We start from the raw sequence: 19,841 nt of genomic DNA on the forward strand, positions 1-19,841 counted from the left end.
TTGCGTGGACGACCTCCTTGACGATGTTGACGTTGGTAAGCTACATTGAGACAGGTAAGCATTTCTTGAAAGGTCTCTTTTTGAACACCTATGAGAAGTTTGAAGTTCTCTGAACTGAGTTTTTGAGCTTTTTCATACATTGTTTCCATACAAATAGTATATCACATTTGGTTACCGAACAAGTCTAATAAAACGCTTACATTTTTAATGTAAATAGTAAGGTAACACACTAGGGAAGACTAGCGGAAACCTTTAGGGGCAACATAACCTAAAATTATGTATGTTAATATATTGAATTTATTTTATCAAATTATATAGCATAAGTCAACTTCAAATCACATTTCCTCACAAGAAGGTTACAATCTGCTGATAGCCCAAACAAGAAAAATTTGGTATAATGGAGAGAATAGAGACGAAAGAATAGGAAGAGATATGAGTACGATCAAAATTGTGACAGATTCAAGTACAACGATTGAACCATCACTCGTTGAGGAGTTAGGGATTACAGTCGTCCCCTTATCGGTTATGGTTGATGGTGTTGTCTACTCCGATAGAGATCTTGAAGAGGGACAATTTTTGCAATTGATGAGGGAGAGTAAGAACCTTCCGAAAACGAGCCAACCTCCGGTGGGATTATTCGCGGAAACCTTTGCCAACCTAGCTGCAGATGGAAGTCAGATTATTGCGATCCTCCTGTCGCATGCCTTGTCAGGGACAGTCGAAGCAGCTCGTCAGGGTGCTACTTTATCTGGAGTAGATGTGACGGTGATTGATTCTGGTTTTACCGATCAGGCAGCAAAATTTCAAGTTGTCACCGCAGCCCGTCTCGCTCAAGCTGGTGTAAGCAAAGAAGATATTCTCGCGGCTGTGGTAGCGGTTCAGCAAAAGACAGAGCTCTACATTGGGATTTCAACCTTAGAAAACCTAGTCAAGGGTGGTCGAATTGGTCGGGTAGCGGGTCTATTAAGCTCGCTTCTCAATATTCGTGTGATTATGGAGATGGTCAATCACCAATTACATCCGATCAGTAAAGGACGAGGGGCTAAGACCTTTAAAAAGTGGTTAACTGACTTTGCGACAGGCTTGGAAAATAAAAAAGTGGCAGAAATTGGTATTTCCTATGCAGGGGCGTCTGATTTTGCTCAGGAAATGAAGGCAGTCTTACAGCCTCTTGTGGCAGAAGAAATCTCTGTGTTGGAAACAGGATCTATTATTCAAACTCATACAGGAGAAGATGCCTGGGCCGTTCTCGTACGCTATGAATAGTCGAACATTTTTACATCATGTATTATTCTTTTTTATCAGTTTGCTTGGATTCCTCTTTTTCTTTCAATTCCTGATTCCAACAGCGAAGCCTCGCCTTGAACAGGGGAAGAATGGGGCAGGAGAAGTAAGGAACTTTTACTATGTAGCTCTGGGCGATTCATTGACCCAAGGGGTGGGCGACAAGACTGCCCAAGGAGGTTTTGTACCGCTTCTTGCCCAAGGACTTAGCAATCAATACGCTTATCAGGTTTCCTACGATAATTATGGGGTATCCGGCAATACCAGCCAGCAGATTTTAAAACGGATGGAGGAGCCAGAGATTGTCGCTAGCCTCGCAAAGGCAGATATGATGACCTTGACGGTCGGTGGTAACGACCTGCGCCAGACTATTTTGGACAATATCACCAATCTTGAGATTTCCGTTTTTGATGCTCCTGCTCAAAAATATAGCAAGCGTTTGCTGGAGATCATCGACAAGGCACGGGCTGATAATCCTCATTTACCAATCTATGTCATTGGCATCTACAATCCCTTTTATCTCAACTTTCCTGAATTAACGGAAATGCAGACGGTGGTGGACAATTGGAATCAGGTGACAGCCTCTACCATAGAGAAGTTAGATGGTGTCTATTTCGTTCCTATCAATGATTTACTCTATAAGGGCTTGGACGGGGAAAAGGGGATCAGTCAGTCACACAGCATGCCCAGCAAGGTAGTCAATAATTTACTGGCTGAAGAAGATAGCTTTCACCCCAATAATACAGGCTATGAAATAATGAATAAGGCAGTGATGGAGGCAATCCGTGAAACAAAAGAAGAGTGGAAAAATCAATAGATGGAAATGGGGCTTTTTAGCTCTGCTTGCTGCCCTGCTAGCATTCTGCCTCATCATAGTAGAGCGCGTTTCTTCTCCTCGCGAGGATACGACGACAGCAGTCCTTTCAACGAACTCATCAAGTGATGAAAAGTTGGGAACCTTTATGACCAGTAAGGAGCAGTTAAATTCGATGCTCGCGACCTACTTAAAGGACTACCAGACGGATACTTTCTCTTACAAGGTGACGGCAACCAACCAGTTTCTCTTATTTGAAGGAACTTACAATATTTGGGGGCTAGATATTCCTCTCTATGTTTATTTCCAACCCAACAAATTAAATGACGGCAGTGTGTTACTGACGGTATCAGAGATCTCGGCAGGCACCTTGTCCTTACCAAAGGAAGAAATTTTATCCTATATTAAGAAGCAGTCGCAACTCCCCGCCTTTGTGAAAATAGATGCTTCAAAGGCTACTGTTACCATTCAGCTTACCGAAGTTGAAAATGCGCAAAAAATTTACGTCAAGGCTAATACAATTGATTTGTACAATAATCAGCTAATTTTCGATATTTACAGAAAAAGCTAATAAATCGTATTAAAAGCTTGACCAAATGGATAAAATTCGGTACTATATTAGGGTGAGTAGTAACTCAGAAAATTAATTGGAGGATTTAGCAAAATGGCTAATAAACAAGATTTGATTGCAAAAGTTGCAGAAGCAACTTCATTGACTAAGAAAGATTCAGCAGCAGCAGTTGATGCAGTATTTGCAGCAGTTGCAGACTACCTTGTAGCAGGTGAAAAAGTTCAATTGATCGGTTTTGGTAACTTTGAAGTTCGTGAGCGCGCAGCACGTAAAGGACGCAACCCACAAACTGGTAAAGAAATCACAATCGCAGCTTCTAAAGTTCCAGCATTCAAAGCTGGTAAAGCTCTTAAAGACTCTGTAAAATAAGACATTGCATTCAATAAAAATCAAAAATAGACGAGGAAACGCGGTTGAAGATAGAACTGGAGTTCATCAAGACAAGTTGACAAAGTGTAGTTTTGATTTTTAACGAGTATTAAAAAGGCCTATCATAGCAAGCATCTAGCTTGGGTGATGGGCTTTTTGGGTTCTTCTTTTCTCCTAGATTTGGGAGGTCGTATTTTTTGATTTTCATTGGGACAATAAAAAACACTCGTTGACACAACGAGTGCGACTAAATTATTTGTCTGTTTCATCTTCTAGTGCAGCCTTTTGCAGCAAGAGACTGTAATTGTCTTCATCTTCTTGATTATCACGGACAACTTTTGAAACGGTAAAGGAGGAAGAAATTAATCCAACAGCTCCCATTAGGTAATAGCCCTTTACCATGAGTGGCTCTTTTAGGGTGTATAATCCGATTAAAATCAAAGCGACGAAGAAAGCGAATGAAGTCCAAGCCATGAGAGTAAAGGCAGGGGTATTACGATAGATTTTCTTTTTAACTTTATTCATAAGAAATCTCCTTTAGTTTTCTTTATTATAGCATGGTTCTTTATAGGAAACAAGGGGGATTCCAGTACAGGGTGTGACAGCTGATTTGCCTCAATTGAAGATGAACCAGTACCTATCCCCGCAAGATTGACCTCATCTGCTGCCATATTAAACATAGAAATAGGGGGATAGGAAAGCCATTCATAATGCGCCTAAAATACAGGAGGGGAGACTATTTTTCAGCTATCGGCTTCATTTTACTCTTCTTTTGTTTCAGTCCGGATCTTGGCTAGAATAGCGTGGGCAGTTTCCAGATTGGTGTGTGGTGCCTGACGCAGAAGTAGTGCGACTTGATCAATTTCATGCTCAAGAGCTCCTGCCAGCATGGCAAGAGTTTTAGCATGGAGTTTCATGTGCCCCTGCTGGATACCAGAGGTGACAAGCGCACGGAGGGCTGCAAAATTTTGACAGAGACCGACAGCAGCGATAATTGCTGCAAGTGTCTTTGCTTTTGGTTGCCCTAGTATATCAAAGGCTGCTTGAACTTTGGGATTGAGACCGATTGATCCCCCAACCGTTGCAATTGGAAGTGGAATGGTCAGTTGTCCGACCAAGTCATTGTGGTCAATTTTCCAAATGGATAGGCCACGATAGGCTCCATCCTTGCTGGCATAGGCGTGTGCTCCTGCTTCGATAGCTCGCCAATCATTTCCGGTAGCCAGCACAAGGGCATCAATTCCATTGAAAATTCCTTTGTTGTGGGTAGCAGCTCGGTAAGGATCGACTTGCGCGAGCTGGCTAGCCCTAGCAAGATTTTGTGCGATTTCTAGCGCAATGTGCGGTTCGATATGGAGCTGTTTAATTGGAATCCGGCAGCTAGCTGTCACGAGTGATTCGGTTGCGTAATTGGAGAGGATGGCCATAAGAGCCTTGCCCTGTGCCAAATCAGCTACTTCCTCCTTGATAGCTTCCAGCATATTATTGAGAATATTTGCTCCCATTGCTTCTTGGACATCGACATGGAGGTAGACGATGAGGAAATCTTCTTTTTGCTCAACAGTCAGCTGACGTGCCCCTCCCCCTCTTTCGACAATGGATGGGTGGGCATTATTAGCATGGACAAGGATTTCGTCCTCTTGAGCAAGGATAGCTTCTTGGGCTTTTGCCATATCTGGAACATCATAGAGGGCTACTTGACCAATCATTAGGCGTTCTGAAATCTGGCTGGTAAATCCCCCTGCTTTGGCAATCATTTTGGCGCCGAAAGAGCAGGCAGCAACCACAGAGGGTTCTTCGGTTACCATTGGAATACTGTATTCAATGCCATCAAGGATTAGTTGGGGGACTAATGAAAAAGGTAGGGCAAAGGTACCGAGGTGATTTTCAGCCATTTTTCCTGCAATAGCTTCTGGGAGATTATGATCGCCTAAGAGAGTGTCCTTGCTCTGTTTGGAAAGTTGACGGCTGTCCGCAGTAATGGCAATTCGTTCTTCCCTTGTTTTTTTATAAAATCCTGAAAAAAGAGACATATCAATTCCTCATAAAAAAGTAGCTCTTGGCAGGGCCAAGAGGATGCTGCTTTCTCTAATTTTTACGATAAATGCGTTTGTGCTGTTCAACTGCCTGAAGGGCAAAGGGACAATCATCTACTGGCAAATCAATCGAGTTACCCGCTTCGTCCAGCTTGATTTCTTCAAAGAAAATCGCTTCGTACTCCGCAAGACTAATGCGTTTGCGGGCATTTAGCTGTGTCAGACGGTCAGTGACTAATTGATTGCGGTAGCCTTCAACGAGTGTTCCGCTGAAGATTTCACAGACAGCCCCGCTACCATAGCTATAAAAGAGAACAGAATCACCAGTATTTAAGGCTCTGCTATTTTCCAAAAGAGAGAGTAGGGATAGGAAAATCGAACCTGTATAAATGTTTCCGACGATCTGGTTGTAAACGATCGCTTCATGGAAGCGATCGGTGAGGCGAATCAAGGTTGCCTCATCATTCTGGCAGATCGCTTGTAGCCCTTTAAGCCCTTGTTTTGAGAAGGGAATGTGTAAGCACATGGCAGCAAAATCTGTCAGACTCTTACCAGTCTGTTTGACATAGTAGTCAAAGGTAGAGGTCAAGCAATCTGTATATTGTTCTGTCGAGAATTTGCCATCAACTCGAGGATATTTGTCATAATTCGGACGCCAAAAATCCATGATGTCACGGGTTTGGCAGACATTGTCATTGTTGAGAATCATGATGCTAGGGTCTGCTGTGACAAGCATGGCAATAGCTCCGGCTCCTTGAGTTGGTTCACCGCCTGAAGCAATGCCGTATTTGGCAATATCGCTTGCAATGACGAGGACTTTTGAGTGGGGGAACTGGGCGATGTGGCTTTTGGCTAGGCTTAGACCAGCCGTTGCTCCGTAGCAGGCCTCCTTGATTTCAATTGAGCGAGCAAAGGGTTGGATATCCAAGAGCTGATGAATAAAGACAGCAGCAGCCTTGCTCTGATCAATACTTGATTCAGTCCCTACAATGACCATATCAATGGCAACCTTATCTTTTTCTGTTAGGATAGCTTCGGCAGCCTGTGCTCCTAAGGTCACAATATCTTGAGTAACTGGAGCGACAGCCATTTCGCTTTGAAGCAATCCAATTTTAAATTTATTAGGATCGATTTGTCGCGCAAGCGCTAAATCAGCCAGATCGAGGACATAGCTAGGCGCTGCAAAACCGATTTTATCAATACCAATATTCATAATTTATCCTTTTTGTGCAGTTGAAATAATCAGGGAAATCCCTTGTCCCCCTCCGATACAGAGAGAGCAGAGACCCAGATGGTCACCACGTTTTTGCAGTTCGTGGATGAGGCTGACAAGGATGCGACTGCCACTGGCTCCGATTGGGTGACCGAGGGCAATAGCACCTCCGTTGACATTTACCTTTTCAGCATCAATTTCCAGTTCTTGAATGACAGGAATTGATTGCGCAGCAAAGGCTTCGTTGAGTTCAAATAAGTCAATGTCAGCGATTGTTTTAGTTGCTTTAGCGAGTGCTTTTCGACTAGCTGAAATAGGACCAAGTCCCATATAGTCTGGATCTAGCCCACTGGTCGCATAGCTTTCAATGTAGGCAAGAGGTGTTAGACCGAGTTCCTGAACCTTATCATCAGCCATCAAGACCAGCATGGCACATCCATCATTGATACCAGAGGCATTTGCGGCTGTCACTGTCCCATCTTTCTTGAAAGTAGGAGAGAGGGTCGCTAACTTTTCCAGAGGACTGAGGCGTGGGTATTCATCACTGTCAAAGATAAGCTCTCCCTTTCGTGTTTGCAGACGAATTGGGACAATCTCATCCTTAAACCGTCCACTTTCAATGGCTGCAGCAGCCTTTTCTTGGCTATGCAAGGCAAAGCGGTCTTGTGCCTCGCGACTAATGCCATATTTTGTGGCGATATTTTCAGCGGTGATGCCCATGTGCTGGTGGCTAAAGGCATCTGTGAGACCATCTGTCAGGAGAGAATCTTCCAATTGCAGGTGTCCGAGTTTGCCACCAAAGCGACTTTGCTTAGAAAGGTATGGCGCTTGACTCATGATTTCAATGCCGCCTGCAACAACAATATCATTGTCTCCGAGTAAGATGGACTGGGCTGCTAAGAGGACTGATTTGAGTCCTGATCCGCAGACCTTATTGACCGTGTAAGCAGAAACAGTCTCTGGTAGACCAGTTCTGATAGCGATTTGCCGGGCGATATTTTGTCCTTGACCACTACTCAAGACGTTTCCAATAATCACTTCATCGATTTGTTCATAGGGGATATGTGCATGCGCTAGGGCGGACTGTAAGACCTGTGCCCCTAAATCTGCGATGGGAATATCCTTTAAACTGCCTCCAAAACTGCCGATAGCAGAACGATAGGCAGATACGATTGCGACTTTTTTCATACGAACTCCTATAACTCTAATTCCTTTCCATTTCATATCCATGCCAGTTATGTACTCTAGCGCTAAAAGTGGAAAGAAATGAATCTATGATCGTGAATATGTCGTATTCAGCCTTACTATTATACCATTTTTTAAGCTAAATAATAGCAAGAAATCTCGGTCTCAAGGCTGATTTTCTAGCGGGCAAAAATGTAAGCGCAACCAGATTTGGATGGGGCTAGATTTTTTCCTGCTTTTTGTGTAGAATAGAGATGTAAGAGGGGAGACCTCGAAAATAAAAGGAGAAACAAACAAATGGTAAAATTAGTGTTTGCTCGCCACGGTGAGTCTGAATGGAACAAAGCTAACCTTTTCACAGGTTGGGCAGATGTTGACTTGTCTGAAAAAGGGACACAACAAGCAATTGATGCTGGTAAATTGATCAAAGAAGCTGGTATTGAATTTGACCAAGCCTACACTTCAGTCTTGAAACGTGCGATTAAAACAACAAACCTTGCTCTTGAAGCAGCAGACCAATTGTGGGTTCCAGTTGAAAAATCTTGGCGTTTGAACGAACGTCACTACGGTGGTTTGACTGGTAAAAATAAAGCAGAAGCAGCTGAACAGTTCGGTGATGAGCAAGTGCACATCTGGCGTCGTTCTTATGATGTATTGCCTCCAGCGATGGCAAAAGATGATGAGTACTCAGCACACACTGATCGCCGTTACGCTTTGCTTGATGATTCAGTTGTTCCAGATGCTGAAAACTTGAAAGTTACACTTGAACGTGCGCTTCCATTCTGGGAAGATAAGATTGCACCAGCGCTTAAAGCAGGACAAAATGTATTTGTAGGAGCACACGGGAACTCAATCCGCGCCCTTGTAAAACACATCAAAGGCTTGTCAGATGATGAAATCATGGATGTGGAAATTCCAAACTTCCCACCGCTTGTATTTGAATTTGACGAAAAATTAAATGTAGTAGCAGAATACTACCTTGGAAAATAATCTTTACATGAGACTGGATGCTTCCAGTCTTTTTTACTTGCTCTATGTCCTACCTACCACAGTCTATCCCGAGACTACTGAAGCCCTGCAAAGGTGAGGGTGGGAAAGAGTTTTGATTGAGAGATGTAACTCTTGCGAGTGACTGATTTTTTATTCTATCTTCTCGTCCTTTAAATTTTACATCCTTCATAGGAGAAAAAAGTGGTCAGTTATGATATAATATAAGTGAATCTAGTAGAGAGAAGGAGATTGAAATGGCAAGTAAGAAAATGTTGCACGCTTGTTTGCGTGTTGAAAATTTAGAGGCATCTCAGGAGTTTTATGAAAAGGCTTTTGGCTTTAAGGAAACACGCCGTAAGGACTATCCAGAGCATAAATTCACCCTAGTATATTTGGCGCTTCCTGGAGACGAATTTGAGATTGAATTGACCTACAACTATGACCATGGTCCCTATGTCGTTGGTGACGGTTTTTCCCATCTGGCACTCTCCTCAGATGACTTGGAGGGGGATAATGCTAGATATAAGGCATTGGGCTATCCAACGACTGATTTGTCTGGTCTACCAGGGAATCCTGGTCACTACTATTTTGTAACAGATCCAGATGGTTATCGGGTAGAGGTTATTCGTGCAGATTAGAAAAACATGGGCAAGAATCGGATAAAAGAGAAGAGTCTTGCCTTTTTGTTATAGAAAGATGATGGTTGAAGCAGTGGAAAGTATGAGGTAAATAATGAAGAAAAGGGTCGTTCTTGTGATCATTAATCTAGTCTTAGTAGGGCTTGCTATCTTGTTGGGAATCAAGACATTTAGCTATTTTCAAGAGCAGAAGGTCAGTCGTTTTATTGAGGAGAAGCAGGCACAGTTATTTGACAAACAAGTTCAAGTCATTCAAAGTGGGAATATCGGCTCCATCCATGTCGAAGCAGGGATTCCCAAGGATGAAAATGGTCAAGAAAATGCTCTTGTAAAAGAAAAAATAGGGGCTTACATTGAAGAGAAGATTGGCAGGGAGAAGCCTAGTGGTAAGACCAAGGAACTCTTTTTTGTATCGCTTAGAGATACGACAAGCAATTTTACAGGCGTAACAGCCAAACAGATTCAGTCAGAGCGCTACCAAGTAAAGCCTTTTTCAATCTCATCTGCCCAAAAAGAGACGGGACCTACTTTACTTCTAACCAAGGAGCAGCAGCTGTTCACGCTTGACAACTTTGTGACAGATGGTGCTGCCTTGAAAACAGCTTTTAGTGCCCAGTTGAAGGCTGATTTGGTAGCCAAGCAAGTGGCAGAAGCAGATGCCCAAAAGATTATTGGTCAGTTTGAAGTCAGCCAGTTGACGGATTATCCTTTTGTGTATGAACAGGGACAGTTGAAACTGGAAGTAGCAGAAAAAGACTTTCAGCTCAAGCAGATTATGCTTCCGATTGCCACAATTTTTGGAATTGTAAAAGGTGAGTATCTAGCGAGTAGCGACCATGAAGCCTATGCAGCCTATCAAGCAGAAGAAGAGGCAAAAAAACATCAAAAGCGTATCGCATTGACCTTTGATGATGGACCCAGTGCCACGACGACGCCACAAGTACTTGATATTCTCAAGAAATATAATGTGAAAGCAACTTTCTTTATCCTAGGTCAAAACGTTCCAGGCAATGAAGAGATTTTAAAACGGATTGTTGCAGAAGGATATGAGGTAGCTAGCCACACATGGGATCACGCTAATCTGGTTACCTTATCGGGTGATCAAGTGAAGCAAGAAATGGATCAGACGCAAGACGTCATCAAAAAAGTGACAGGTCAAGCTCCGACCATGATGCGACCACCCTATGGTTCGGTCAATCAATCCGTCATGTCTGTGATGCAGTTGCCCGTCATCTATTGGTCGGTTGATTCAAAAGATTGGCAGAGTCGTAATCCGGGAGCGATCTTGAATGAAGTTAAGACCCATACTTATCCAGGAAGTATTATCTTGATGCACGACATTCACCAGCCGACGGTTGATTCCCTGACTCCTGTCTTGGAGCATCTCTTGGGTCAAGGCTACCAGCCTGTTACGGTGAGTGACCTACTCGGAAAAAAGTTAAATCCACAATTGATTTACTATGATCAGCAGTCAGCACGACCTGCTTCATAAAGAATGTGAACAAAATCCGAGAGCGCTAAAAAGTGAACTACCTGTCACTTTTGACGAAAACTGAACAACTATAAAAGCGAACAAGTTGTATTTTCTGTAATCCAGAATGTATTCTTGTTCGCTTTTTGATTTTTGACGAGTATTAGTTGTTAGTCAACATACAGCATCTGATTTTTGAGGAAGACTTGGCGGACGGAGGCGTATTTTTTCAGTGCTTTGACTTCTTCTGGGTGGCTTATGAGGGTAATGACAAAGCCGTCTTGTCCCATACGACCGGTTCGTCCTGCTCGGTGGGTGTAGGTTTCTTGATCGCGCGGAAGCTCGTAGTTGACGACACATTCAAGAGCCTCAATATCAATACCACGCGCCACTAGGTCTGTCGCAAGAAGCAGGGTGAGGGCATGGTTCTTAAATTTTTCCAAGATAACCTTGCGGAATTTGACATTGACGTCGCTAGCCAGAGACACAGCTTCGATACCACGATACTGCAATTTTTCTTCTGCACTACCGAGATCAGAGAGCGAGTTGAAAAAGATGAGACCGCGGAAGTCCTCAACGTGAGCGAGCTTACGAAGCAAGTCAACCTTGTCCCGCTTATCAACTTGCAGATAGAAATGCTGGATATTGGTCAATTCCATATTGTCAACAGCAATGGTTCGAGTATCTGGAGCTAGTTTATCTGGGTCAACTTGGTTGGTGGCACTCATGTAAATCAATTGGTGGTCGCGTGGCGCATAGCGACAAATCTTATCGACAAAGGGATACTGTGAATTGCTGAGCAATTGGTCAAATTCATCTAGGATGATGGTAGTGACATTCATCATCTTGATCTTCTTGAGTTTGATCAGCTCAAAAATTCGACCAGCAGTGCCAATCAGAATTTCAGGCCCCTTTTTTAAGCGTTCAATCTGGCGTTTTTGGCTGGAACCAGAGAGGAACAATTGTGCCTGAAGTCCGATCAATTCAGCCCAGTTTTTGCAAACGTCAAAGATCTGTCCCGCAAGTTCTGTATTCGGTGCTAGAATCAGGAGTTGCTGGGCTTTTTTAGGCTGGAGATTCAGGAGACTAGGGAGCAGATAGGCCAGCGTCTTTCCAGTTCCTGTCGGGCTGATACCAAGGATGGTTTCTCCCGCCTGAATCGGTTCAAAGAGCTGCTCTTGAATAGGGGTGAAGCTGGTAAAGCCGAGGCTATCTAATTGGGCTTGCCAACTAGCGGGAAGTCTTGTCTTCATTCAAATCTCCTTCAAAGTGGATATGGGCAGTCTGCCGCATGCGGTAAAGTGTCGTGTGGACAGCTTGTGCTGCCAGAAGCCAGTGTTCATAGAGGTCAGGTTGTGGGTTAGCAATCATGTCTGCAAAGGCTACTGCCTCTTCTAACATGGTGTGGGGCGCCTGCACAATAGCTAGGGTCTCGGCTTCTCCGTCCAGCGGGTAGAAAATAGCAGAGCTAAGATGTTCAATCGTGTCTAGCACAAGCGTTCCTTGATTGGTATAGATTTCTGCTTGAAGTGAGCTGTTGGTATTTTTCCCCGTCTGAATTGCCACTTGGAAATCCTTATAGAGCAGCTGACCCGAACCATTCAAATCGATACCGTTTGGCAGCTGATGAGCCAGATAGTGGGCATCTCTCGGAGCTCCAAAAAGACGGATACTGGCATAGATAGGATAAATTCCCAAATCCATGAGGGCGCCACCTGCAAACTGACTAGAAAAGACATTTGGCATCTTTCCTGCTAGGAGGTCAGGCATTTTGGAGGAATACTTGGCATAACTGAAATGTGCGCCCCAGACCTCTTTGTCGGATAAGAAATCAGCGATTACACAAAAGGCATCTTCGTGATAATTACGGGCTGCTTCAAAGACCCAGACCTTCTTTTCTCTTGCAAGTTCGACTAAGTCAGCCCATTCTTCTGGACGTGTGACAGCTGGTTTTTCAATGATGACATGCTTCCCAGCCTTTAGCGCACGTCTGGCTTGTCCATAGTGGAGAGAGTTAGGACTTGCGATATAGAGAATGTCGATAGAGCTTGCTAGAAATGCGGCCATATCTGTATAAAGCTCAATCTTTGGCTCATAGTTTTTGGCGAATGCTCTTGCGGTTTCTATCGTTCGCGAATAGACAGCCGTGAGCTGATATTTTTTTGTCTCGTGAGCTGCTGCAATAAAATGATGGGCAATAGCTCCTGTTCCGATAATACCTAGTTTTAACATAATAGATCCTTTGCTTAGGTGATAGGACTATTATACCATGAATGGAGGGAGAATGGTTGGGGATGCACGAATGGTTGATTTTATGATACAATAGGTTGAATACAAATGAGGAGTGACCCATGGCACAAAAACCGATTATTATTGGCGTAACTGGTGGTTCAGGAGGTGGAAAAACCAGTGTTTCACGCGCCATCTTGGACAATTTTCCCAATGCCCGTATTTCGATGATTGAGCACGATTCTTACTATAAAAATCAATCACATTTGACCTTTGAAGAGCGGATTTTGACCAACTATGACCACCCATTAGCCTTTGATACCGATTTGATGATTTATCACCTTAGCGAATTATTGGCAGGTCGAGGAGTTGATATTCCGATTTATGACTATACCCAGCATACTCGTTCTGAAAAGACCTATCACCAAGAACCACAGGATGTCTTTATTGTGGAGGGGATCCTTGTCCTAGAAGATAAGCGCCTGCGTGATGTCATGGACATTAAGATTTTTGTAGATACGGATGATGATGTCCGCATTATCCGTCGGATTAAGCGGGATCTGGAAGAGCGGGGACGTAGCCTAGATAGCGTTATTGAGCAATATCTCAGTGTAGTAAAGCCCATGTATCATCAATTTATTGAACCAACCAAGCGCTATGCGGATATCGTGATTCCGGAAGGAGTATCCAATACCGTGGCGATCGACTTGATCAATACCAAGGTTGACAGCATCTTGCGCAGCCGTGGATAAGAAAGTAGGATAGGGGAGGAAGCGGCTGTACCGCTTCTTTATGTTAGAGGGATTGTAACAGTTATTTTTATAGAATATCAGAGCGATCAAAAGCCTCTGGAATGCTATTTGGTAGATAAAATTATCAGACAATTAAAACAATACAGAAAATTGTTGCAATAAGATTGAAAAAATGGTATGATACTATCATTCATCTACAAGGAGAAAGTCAAATGAAACACGTTTCGTCTATGAACCTATTGTTGCGACGAGGGGGCTAGTGCATACAAGCATTAGTCCTGTTTGGCTTACCAAGCGGGCAAACATCTCGCTTGGTCAAGTGAGATGTTTTTATTATGGAGAAAGAGGAGTAGATTATGCGTAAAGTTGAATTTCTTGATACCAGTCTTCGTGATGGAGAGCAGACCCCGGGAGTGAATTTTTCGATTAAGGAAAAGATTGCCATTGCCAAACAGTTGGAAAAATGGGGCATTTCAGCCATTGAAGCAGGATTTCCTGCAGCGAGTCCAGATTCCTTTAGGGCGGTTAATGAAATTGCAAAAGCCATGAAAACAACTGCTGTAACAGGCTTGGCTCGTCTGGTCAAGTCAGACATTGACACTTGCTATGATGCCTTGAAAGACGCTAAGTATCCGCAGATTCATGTCTTTATCGCAACCAGTCCTATTCACCGGGAGTTTAAGCTGAAAAAGACCAAGGAAGAAATCCTTGCGACGATCAGAGAATATGTCGGTTATGCTCGCTCAAAATTTGAGGTGGTAGAGTTTTCACCAGAAGATGGGACAAGGACGGAGCTGGAGTTTCTGCTAGAAGTAGTGCAAACAGCGGTAGATGCAGGAGCGACCTATATCAATATTCCGGATACGGTTGGCTTCACTACGCCTGAAGAATATGGTCATATCTTCCAGTATCTGATTGAGCATGTCAGATCAGAGCGGGATCTTATCTTTAGCCCCCATTGCCATGATGATCTTGGGATGGCAGTAGCAAACAGCCTTTCAGCCATAAAAAATGGGGCAGGACGTGTAGAAGGAACGATTAACGGTATCGGTGAGCGGGCAGGAAATGCAGCGCTGGAAGAGGTAGCTGTTGCACTTAATATCCGTGCAGACTACTATCAGGTCGAGACCGATATTGTCCTAAATGAAACGACCCATACCTCTGAAATGGTCTCACGTTTTTCGGGGATTGCGATTCCTAAGAACAAGGCGATCGTAGGAGGCAATGCCTTCTCGCATGAGTCGGGGATTCACCAAGACGGAGTTCTTAAAAATCCGCTCACCTACGAGATCATTACCCCCGAATTGGTCGGTGTCAAGAGCAACAGTCTACCGCTTGGAAAACTCTCAGGTCGCCATGCCTTTGTGGAGAAATTAAAGGAGCTGGCACTAGAATTTGATGAGGCAGACATCAATGCATTGTTCCGTAAATTCAAAGCCTTGGCGGATAAGAAGCAAGAGATTACAGACGCAGATATTCGCGCCCTGATTGCAGGGGTGACAGTAGAAGATCCAGAAGGCTTCCACTTTGATGATCTGACTCTGGCAGTGGATGGAGAACAGATGCTGGCGATGGTTCGTCTGGTCAATATCCAAGGTGAGCAGGTAGAGTGTCAAGCGACAGGTAAGGGGAGCGTTGAAGCCATCTTCAATGCTATTGATGAATTTTTCCATCAAGATGTCAAACTCCTGTCTTACAATATTGAGGCGGTGACAGACGGAATTGATTCACAGGCGCGTGTATTGGTAACGGTGGAAAATCGAGCGACAGAGACCATTTTCAATGCCTCCGGTCTGGACTTTGATGTCTTGAAAGCAAGTGCTATTGCCTATATCCATGCCAATATCTTTGTCCAAAAAGAAAATGAGGGAAGCATTGGGCAAACCGTATCCTATCGTGATATACTAGAGTAGTTGAGGAGGAAGCTATGAAAAAAACAATCGTTGCCCTTGCAGGTGACGGCATTGGACCTGAAATAATGGTGGCGGGCTTGCAGGTGCTAGAAGCAGTCAGGTCAAGCCTTGGTTTTGAATATGAAGTGGTGGAAAAGGCCTTCGGTGGTGCAGGGATTGAGGCGAAAGGACACCCGCTTCCCCAAGATACCTTGGAGGCTTGTAGAAGGGCAGATGCGATCCTTCTTGCTGCCATTGGCAGTCCCCAATATGATCATGCCTTGGTTCGACCAGAGCAAGGCTTGCTAGCACTTCGTAAGGAATTAGGACTGTATGCCAATATTCGTCCCGTCAAGATTTCCCCCGCCTTGAAGCATCTGTCGCCCTTAAAAGAAGAGCGGATTGCGAATGTAGATTTTGTGGTGGTGCGTGAGTTGACAGGAGGTATTTACTTCGGGGAACATCTACTAACTGATCATGCAGCGCGTGATGTCAATGAGTATCAGGCTGTTGAAATTGAGCGCATTCTCCGCCAAGCCTTTGAACTAGCGCGGACGCGTAAGAAAAAAGTGACCAGTATTGACAAGCAAAATGTCCTTGCGACCTCAAAATTGTGGCGCAAGTTAGCAGAGAGAGTAGCTCAAGACTATCCTGATGTGACCTTGGAACATCAGCTGGTCGATAGCGCAGCCATGGTGATGATCACAAATCCTGCCAAGTTTGATGTCTTGGTGACGGAGAATCTCTTCGGTGATATTTTGTCAGATGAGGCCAGTGTCCTATCGGGGACGCTAGGGGTGATGCCATCAGCTAGTCATGGAACAGGTGCCAGTCTCTACGAGCCGATTCATGGTTCGGCTCCTGATATTGCAGGACAGGGCATTGCCAATCCTGTCAGCATGATCTTATCCCTTGCCATGATGTTGCGAGAGAGTTTTGGAGAATGGCTTGTCGCCCAACAAATAGAAGATGCCGTTGAAGCAAGTTTTGCAGCAGGGATCTTAACGAGAGACTTAGGAGGAAAGGCTTCTACCCAGGAAGTGGTAGATGCGGTTATCAAACACTTATGACAATCAAACAAATGGTTAGTATGATCCTAGTGGTCTGGAATATCGTCGTCTTTATGACCTATGGTTTAGACAAAGGAAAGGCTAGAAAGCAGCTCTATCGCATTCCCGAAAAGACCTTGCTTGCCATGTCTATTCTCGGTGGTGGTCTCGGTGCCTGGGCTGGCGGAACCCGCTTTCACCATAAGACGAAAAAATGGTATTTTCAAGTAGCTTGGTTCCTTGGCTTGCTTATAGATGGAGCAATCATTTATTGGATTTGGAGATAGAATGGCTGGAAAATCAATTTTAGACAAGGTCTGGGAGCGCCATGTCATCACAGGTAAGCTAGGGCAACCCCAGCTCATGTATGTAGATCAACACTATATCCATGAAGTGACAAGCCCTCAGGCTTTTCAAGGCTTGCGTGATGCAAATCGGCGTTTGCGTCGACCTGATTTGACCTATGGAACCTTTGATCACAATGTCCCAACTGTCGATATCTATGATATTCGAGATGTGATTTCAAAAGCACAGATAGATAAATTAGCAGAAAATGTAGACGAATTTGGTATCGATTGTGCCGCTCATGGTTCAGACTTGCAAGGGATTGTCCACATGATTGGACCTGAAACGGGCCGTACACAGCCGGGGAAATTTATCGTCTGCGGAGACAGCCATACGGCAACGCACGGGGCTTTTGGAGCCTTGTCTTTTGGGATTGGTACCAGTGAGGTCGAGCATGTCTTTGCCACCCAGACTATCTGGCAGGTGAAGCCCAAGAAACTCTTGGTTGAGTTTGTCGGACAGCCGCCCAAAGGAGTTTATGCCAAGGATTATATTCTAGCCTTGATTGCAAGGCACGGGGTCGGAGTAGGAGTTGGTTATGCGGTGGAATACCGTGGGGAGGCAGTTGAGCGTCTGAACATGGAAGAACGCATGACCATTTGCAATATGTCCATTGAATTTGGCTCAAAAATTGGCATGATGAATCCCGACCAAAAGACCTATGACTATGTGAGGCAGACAGCCCATGCTCCGAGCGATATGGAAGCAGCAATTGCCGATTGGCAGACCTTGGTTTCAGATGAGGATGCTGTCTATGACAAGGTCATTCGCATGGATGTATCAAGCCTAGCACCCATGGTGACCTGGGGTACCAATCCATCTATGGGAGTAGCCTTTGATGAAGTCTTCCCAGACATCAGAGACATCAATGATGAGCGAGCCTATCAGTATATGGGAATCGCCCCGGGGCAGAAGATTGAAGAAATTGAGCTAGGCTATGTCTTTATCGGCTCCTGTACCAATGCCCGCTTGAGTGATTTAGAGCTTGCTGCCACGTTTGTCAAGGGCAAGAAAATAGCTCCGAATTTGACTGCCATTGTGGTGCCGGGAAGTCGGCCTGTCAAGCGAGCGGCTGAACGGTTGGGCTTAGATAAGATCTTCTTAGAGGCAGGTTTTGAATGGCGAGATCCGGGCTGTTCTATGTGCTTGGGGATGAATCCCGACAAGGTACCTGATGGCGTCCATTGTGCTTCAACCAGCAATCGGAATTTTGAGGATCGGCAAGGTTTTGGAGCGAAGACACATTTGTGCAGTCCTGCCATGGCAGCGGCAGCAGCAATCGCCGGTCGTTTCGTTGATGTGAGAAAACTTGTGGAGGTAGACTAAGCATGGAAGCATTTACCACCTATACAGGAACAAGTGTTCCCCTCATGAATGATAATATTGATACTGACCAGATTCTCCCTAAGCAGTTTCTCAAGTTGATTGATAAGAAAGGCTTTGGGAAATACCTCATGTATGCTTGGCGCTATTTAGACCATGCCTATACAGAAAATCCTGATTTTGTTTTTAATAAGGAGGAGTATCGCAGGGCGACGATTTTAGTGACAGGCGATAATTTTGGGGCAGGTTCGTCTCGGGAACACGCAGCTTGGGCATTGGCAGACTATGGCTTTAAGGTCGTCATTGCAGGTTCTTTTGGCGATATTCACTACAATAATGAATTAAACAATGGTATGCTACCCATTGTCCAGCCTAGGGCTGTCCGCGAGAAATTAGCAGGTCTCGCACCAGATGAGCAGATCACTGTTGACTTAGAAAAGCAGATGATTTACTCGCCGGTGGGTGATTTTCACTTTGATATTGACAGTGAGTGGAAATACAAGCTCTTAAATGGACTAGATGATATCGGCATCACCCTCCAGTATGAGGACCTGATTGCAGCCTACGAACGCAATCGTCCTGCCTATTGGAGAAGGGATGAAAAATCAGGAATGATATAGGAGAGAAATGAGAGAGGGGGTTGCTCCCCTCTTTTGCTCCTTTTTGTGCGATTATGAACTATAAGTCTAGAAGTTTTTTAGTGCTTTATATCAAAGGTTTTCTAGGATAAAATAAGCAATGGTATAAAAACTAACCAAAGCGGGTATTAACTTTAAATATAAATAAAGGTCATTGTTGAGCAATAGTGGTTTTTATTTTGTTTTATAGTTATTTAGTTTACTTTTAGTACTAGGCAACGAGTCGCAGATAGTTGTCTAGTTGATAACTAGACAAGTGACAGATAAGAAAAGTGTAACTTTTCTCAATGGTACAGCAAGACGAGTTAACGAAGTAATAAAAGATAAACTAAAGGACTATAAAAAATTAACACCCTTTGTTACAACATAAATACGTTATAATACACAGACTTGATTTTTTTCAAAAGTAAGAGTATATTAAGGATGTCAAAATCATTGAAATAACTTGTTAGAAAGGAGCTATCAGGGAAATCAAGTTATTTTTGTTAGTTTATATTAATCGGGAAGAACAGAATTATGAAACAAAAACACCAAACCTACCTAATTTGTTTAACCATCATTGTTTCATCAATAATCATAGGTAGTTTTATCTACTATGGTCTAGATGTCTTAGGACAATATATCAATGATGGTTTAAGAATAATTGCTCAAAATCTTTCGTCGCTCTAATTAGTATTTTATCTCTAATTTTTATAAAGTAACAAAGCAAGACATTTTGTCTCCTTTATAAAATAATTTTGTTTAGTCGCATTTCAAAATGCGACTATTTTTTTGGTTCTAACAAACACATTATTTTTTTATTATTAAATTTAAGTATTTGGTTTAGAATATATTCATAATATAATTTAACTGTCATAACAAATGACATACAATATAATACAATTATCTAATAAATGGGGACCTCTAAAAACTTCCTAAATTTCCCCAAAATGAGATAATAGAATAAAAAGTAATGAGGAGATCTGTCATGCATTTATTCACAGACGATGAAAAAATCTTGTCAAAACTATCAGAGAAAGGCAATCCCTTAGAACGTTTGGAT

The 19,841-nt window shown here is 43.6% G+C and carries 19 protein-coding genes and 1 pseudogene; 13 read left to right on the forward strand and 7 right to left on the reverse strand.

What is annotated here, in order from left to right; all coding sequences use genetic code 11:
• Positions 1-149: pseudogene (locus tag BU200_RS11265) on the reverse strand (IS5/IS1182 family transposase); the annotation flags it as partial.
• Positions 150-432: 283 nt separating this feature from the next.
• Between BU200_RS11265 and BU200_RS08090 the strand changes: the two are divergent.
• The 4 genes from BU200_RS08090 to BU200_RS08105 all read left to right on the forward strand — a co-directional run bounded on the left by BU200_RS08090 (position 433) and on the right by BU200_RS08105 (position 3,038).
• Positions 433-1,266, forward strand: coding sequence for a DegV family protein (locus BU200_RS08090; protein WP_075099683.1), 834 nt, complete (start codon positions 433-435; stop codon positions 1,264-1,266).
• Positions 1,259-2,101, forward strand: a complete 843-nt coding sequence (locus BU200_RS08095; RefSeq protein ID WP_075099684.1) for an SGNH/GDSL hydrolase family protein — start codon at positions 1,259-1,261, stop codon at positions 2,099-2,101. Before BU200_RS08090 ends, BU200_RS08095 begins: the two co-directional genes overlap by 8 nt.
• Positions 2,070-2,669 carry a YpmS family protein gene (locus BU200_RS08100; protein WP_075099685.1) on the forward strand — a complete coding sequence of 200 codons (600 nt, stop codon included), beginning with the start codon at positions 2,070-2,072 and terminating at the stop codon, positions 2,667-2,669. Before BU200_RS08095 ends, BU200_RS08100 begins: the two co-directional genes overlap by 32 nt.
• A gap of 93 nt (positions 2,670-2,762) precedes the next feature.
• Entirely contained in the window at positions 2,763-3,038 is a 276-nt protein-coding gene (locus tag BU200_RS08105; protein ID WP_075099686.1) for an HU family DNA-binding protein, read from the forward strand.
• A 252-nt stretch (positions 3,039-3,290) separates the two neighbouring features.
• On the opposite strand, the gene BU200_RS08110 is transcribed toward BU200_RS08105, so the two are convergent.
• The 4 genes from BU200_RS08110 to BU200_RS10805 all read right to left on the reverse strand — a co-directional run bounded on the left by BU200_RS08110 (position 3,291) and on the right by BU200_RS10805 (position 7,475).
• On the reverse strand, positions 3,291-3,563 hold the full coding sequence (locus BU200_RS08110) for a YiaA/YiaB family inner membrane protein (RefSeq protein WP_075099687.1): 273 nt from the start codon (positions 3,561-3,563) through the stop codon (positions 3,291-3,293).
• 236 nt (positions 3,564-3,799) lie between these two features.
• The gene (locus BU200_RS08115; RefSeq protein WP_075099688.1) at positions 3,800-5,071 is read right to left on the reverse strand and encodes a hydroxymethylglutaryl-CoA reductase, degradative; all 1,272 of its coding nucleotides are present in this window, start codon (positions 5,069-5,071) and stop codon (positions 3,800-3,802) included.
• A gap of 55 nt (positions 5,072-5,126) precedes the next feature.
• Positions 5,127-6,287 carry a hydroxymethylglutaryl-CoA synthase gene (locus tag BU200_RS10800; RefSeq protein WP_089503562.1) on the reverse strand — a complete coding sequence of 387 codons (1,161 nt, stop codon included), beginning with the start codon at positions 6,285-6,287 and terminating at the stop codon, positions 5,127-5,129.
• A 3-nt stretch (positions 6,288-6,290) separates the two neighbouring features.
• Complete coding sequence (locus BU200_RS10805; RefSeq protein ID WP_089503563.1) at positions 6,291-7,475, reverse strand: acetyl-CoA C-acetyltransferase; 1,185 nt, start codon at positions 7,473-7,475, stop codon at positions 6,291-6,293.
• 294 nt (positions 7,476-7,769) lie between these two features.
• Between BU200_RS10805 and BU200_RS08125 the strand changes: the two genes are divergently transcribed.
• From BU200_RS08125 to BU200_RS08135, 3 genes are all read left to right on the forward strand, one after another.
• Entirely contained in the window at positions 7,770-8,462 is a 693-nt protein-coding gene (locus tag BU200_RS08125) for a phosphoglycerate mutase (RefSeq protein ID WP_075099689.1), read from the forward strand.
• A 254-nt stretch (positions 8,463-8,716) separates the two neighbouring features.
• On the forward strand, positions 8,717-9,100 hold the full coding sequence (gene gloA / locus BU200_RS08130; RefSeq protein ID WP_075099690.1) for a lactoylglutathione lyase: 384 nt from the start codon (positions 8,717-8,719) through the stop codon (positions 9,098-9,100).
• A gap of 94 nt (positions 9,101-9,194) precedes the next feature.
• Positions 9,195-10,592, forward strand: coding sequence for a polysaccharide deacetylase family protein (locus tag BU200_RS08135; RefSeq protein WP_075099691.1), 1,398 nt, complete (start codon positions 9,195-9,197; stop codon positions 10,590-10,592).
• Positions 10,593-10,741: 149 nt separating this feature from the next.
• On the opposite strand, the gene BU200_RS08140 is transcribed toward BU200_RS08135, so the two are convergent.
• Together BU200_RS08140 and BU200_RS08145 are read right to left on the reverse strand one after the other, a co-directional pair.
• A complete protein-coding gene (locus tag BU200_RS08140) occupies positions 10,742-11,824 on the reverse strand; it encodes a DEAD/DEAH box helicase (RefSeq protein WP_075099692.1) in 1,083 nt (360 codons plus the stop codon).
• The gene (locus BU200_RS08145; RefSeq protein ID WP_075099693.1) at positions 11,802-12,803 is read right to left on the reverse strand and encodes a Gfo/Idh/MocA family protein; all 1,002 of its coding nucleotides are present in this window, start codon (positions 12,801-12,803) and stop codon (positions 11,802-11,804) included. The genes BU200_RS08140 and BU200_RS08145 overlap by 23 nt, the downstream gene beginning before the upstream one ends.
• 119 nt (positions 12,804-12,922) lie before the next feature.
• On the opposite strand from BU200_RS08145, the gene udk reads away from it, so the two are divergent.
• From udk to leuD, 6 genes are all read left to right on the forward strand, one after another.
• Complete coding sequence (udk, locus tag BU200_RS08150) at positions 12,923-13,552, forward strand: uridine kinase (RefSeq protein ID WP_075099694.1); 630 nt, start codon at positions 12,923-12,925, stop codon at positions 13,550-13,552.
• A 356-nt stretch (positions 13,553-13,908) separates the two neighbouring features.
• Positions 13,909-15,465, forward strand: a complete 1,557-nt coding sequence (locus BU200_RS08155; protein ID WP_075099695.1) for a 2-isopropylmalate synthase — start codon at positions 13,909-13,911, stop codon at positions 15,463-15,465.
• 14 nt (positions 15,466-15,479) lie between these two features.
• Positions 15,480-16,514 carry a 3-isopropylmalate dehydrogenase gene (gene leuB / locus BU200_RS08160; protein ID WP_075099696.1) on the forward strand — a complete coding sequence of 345 codons (1,035 nt, stop codon included), beginning with the start codon at positions 15,480-15,482 and terminating at the stop codon, positions 16,512-16,514.
• Positions 16,511-16,780, forward strand: a complete 270-nt coding sequence (locus BU200_RS08165) for a DUF1294 domain-containing protein (RefSeq protein ID WP_075099697.1) — start codon at positions 16,511-16,513, stop codon at positions 16,778-16,780. The genes leuB and BU200_RS08165 overlap by 4 nt, the downstream gene beginning before the upstream one ends.
• Position 16,781: 1 nt before the next feature.
• Positions 16,782-18,164, forward strand: coding sequence for a 3-isopropylmalate dehydratase large subunit (gene leuC / locus BU200_RS08170; RefSeq protein ID WP_075099698.1), 1,383 nt, complete (start codon positions 16,782-16,784; stop codon positions 18,162-18,164).
• A 2-nt stretch (positions 18,165-18,166) separates the two neighbouring features.
• Positions 18,167-18,781: a 3-isopropylmalate dehydratase small subunit gene (gene leuD / locus BU200_RS08175; RefSeq protein ID WP_075099699.1), complete on the forward strand. Its 615-nt coding sequence runs from the start codon at positions 18,167-18,169 to the stop codon at positions 18,779-18,781.
• Positions 18,782-19,841 lie beyond the last annotated feature (1,060 nt).

Source organism: Streptococcus acidominimus, assembly GCF_001921825.1.
In the GTDB taxonomy this organism is placed as follows: Bacteria; Bacillota; Bacilli; order Lactobacillales; family Streptococcaceae; genus Streptococcus; species Streptococcus acidominimus.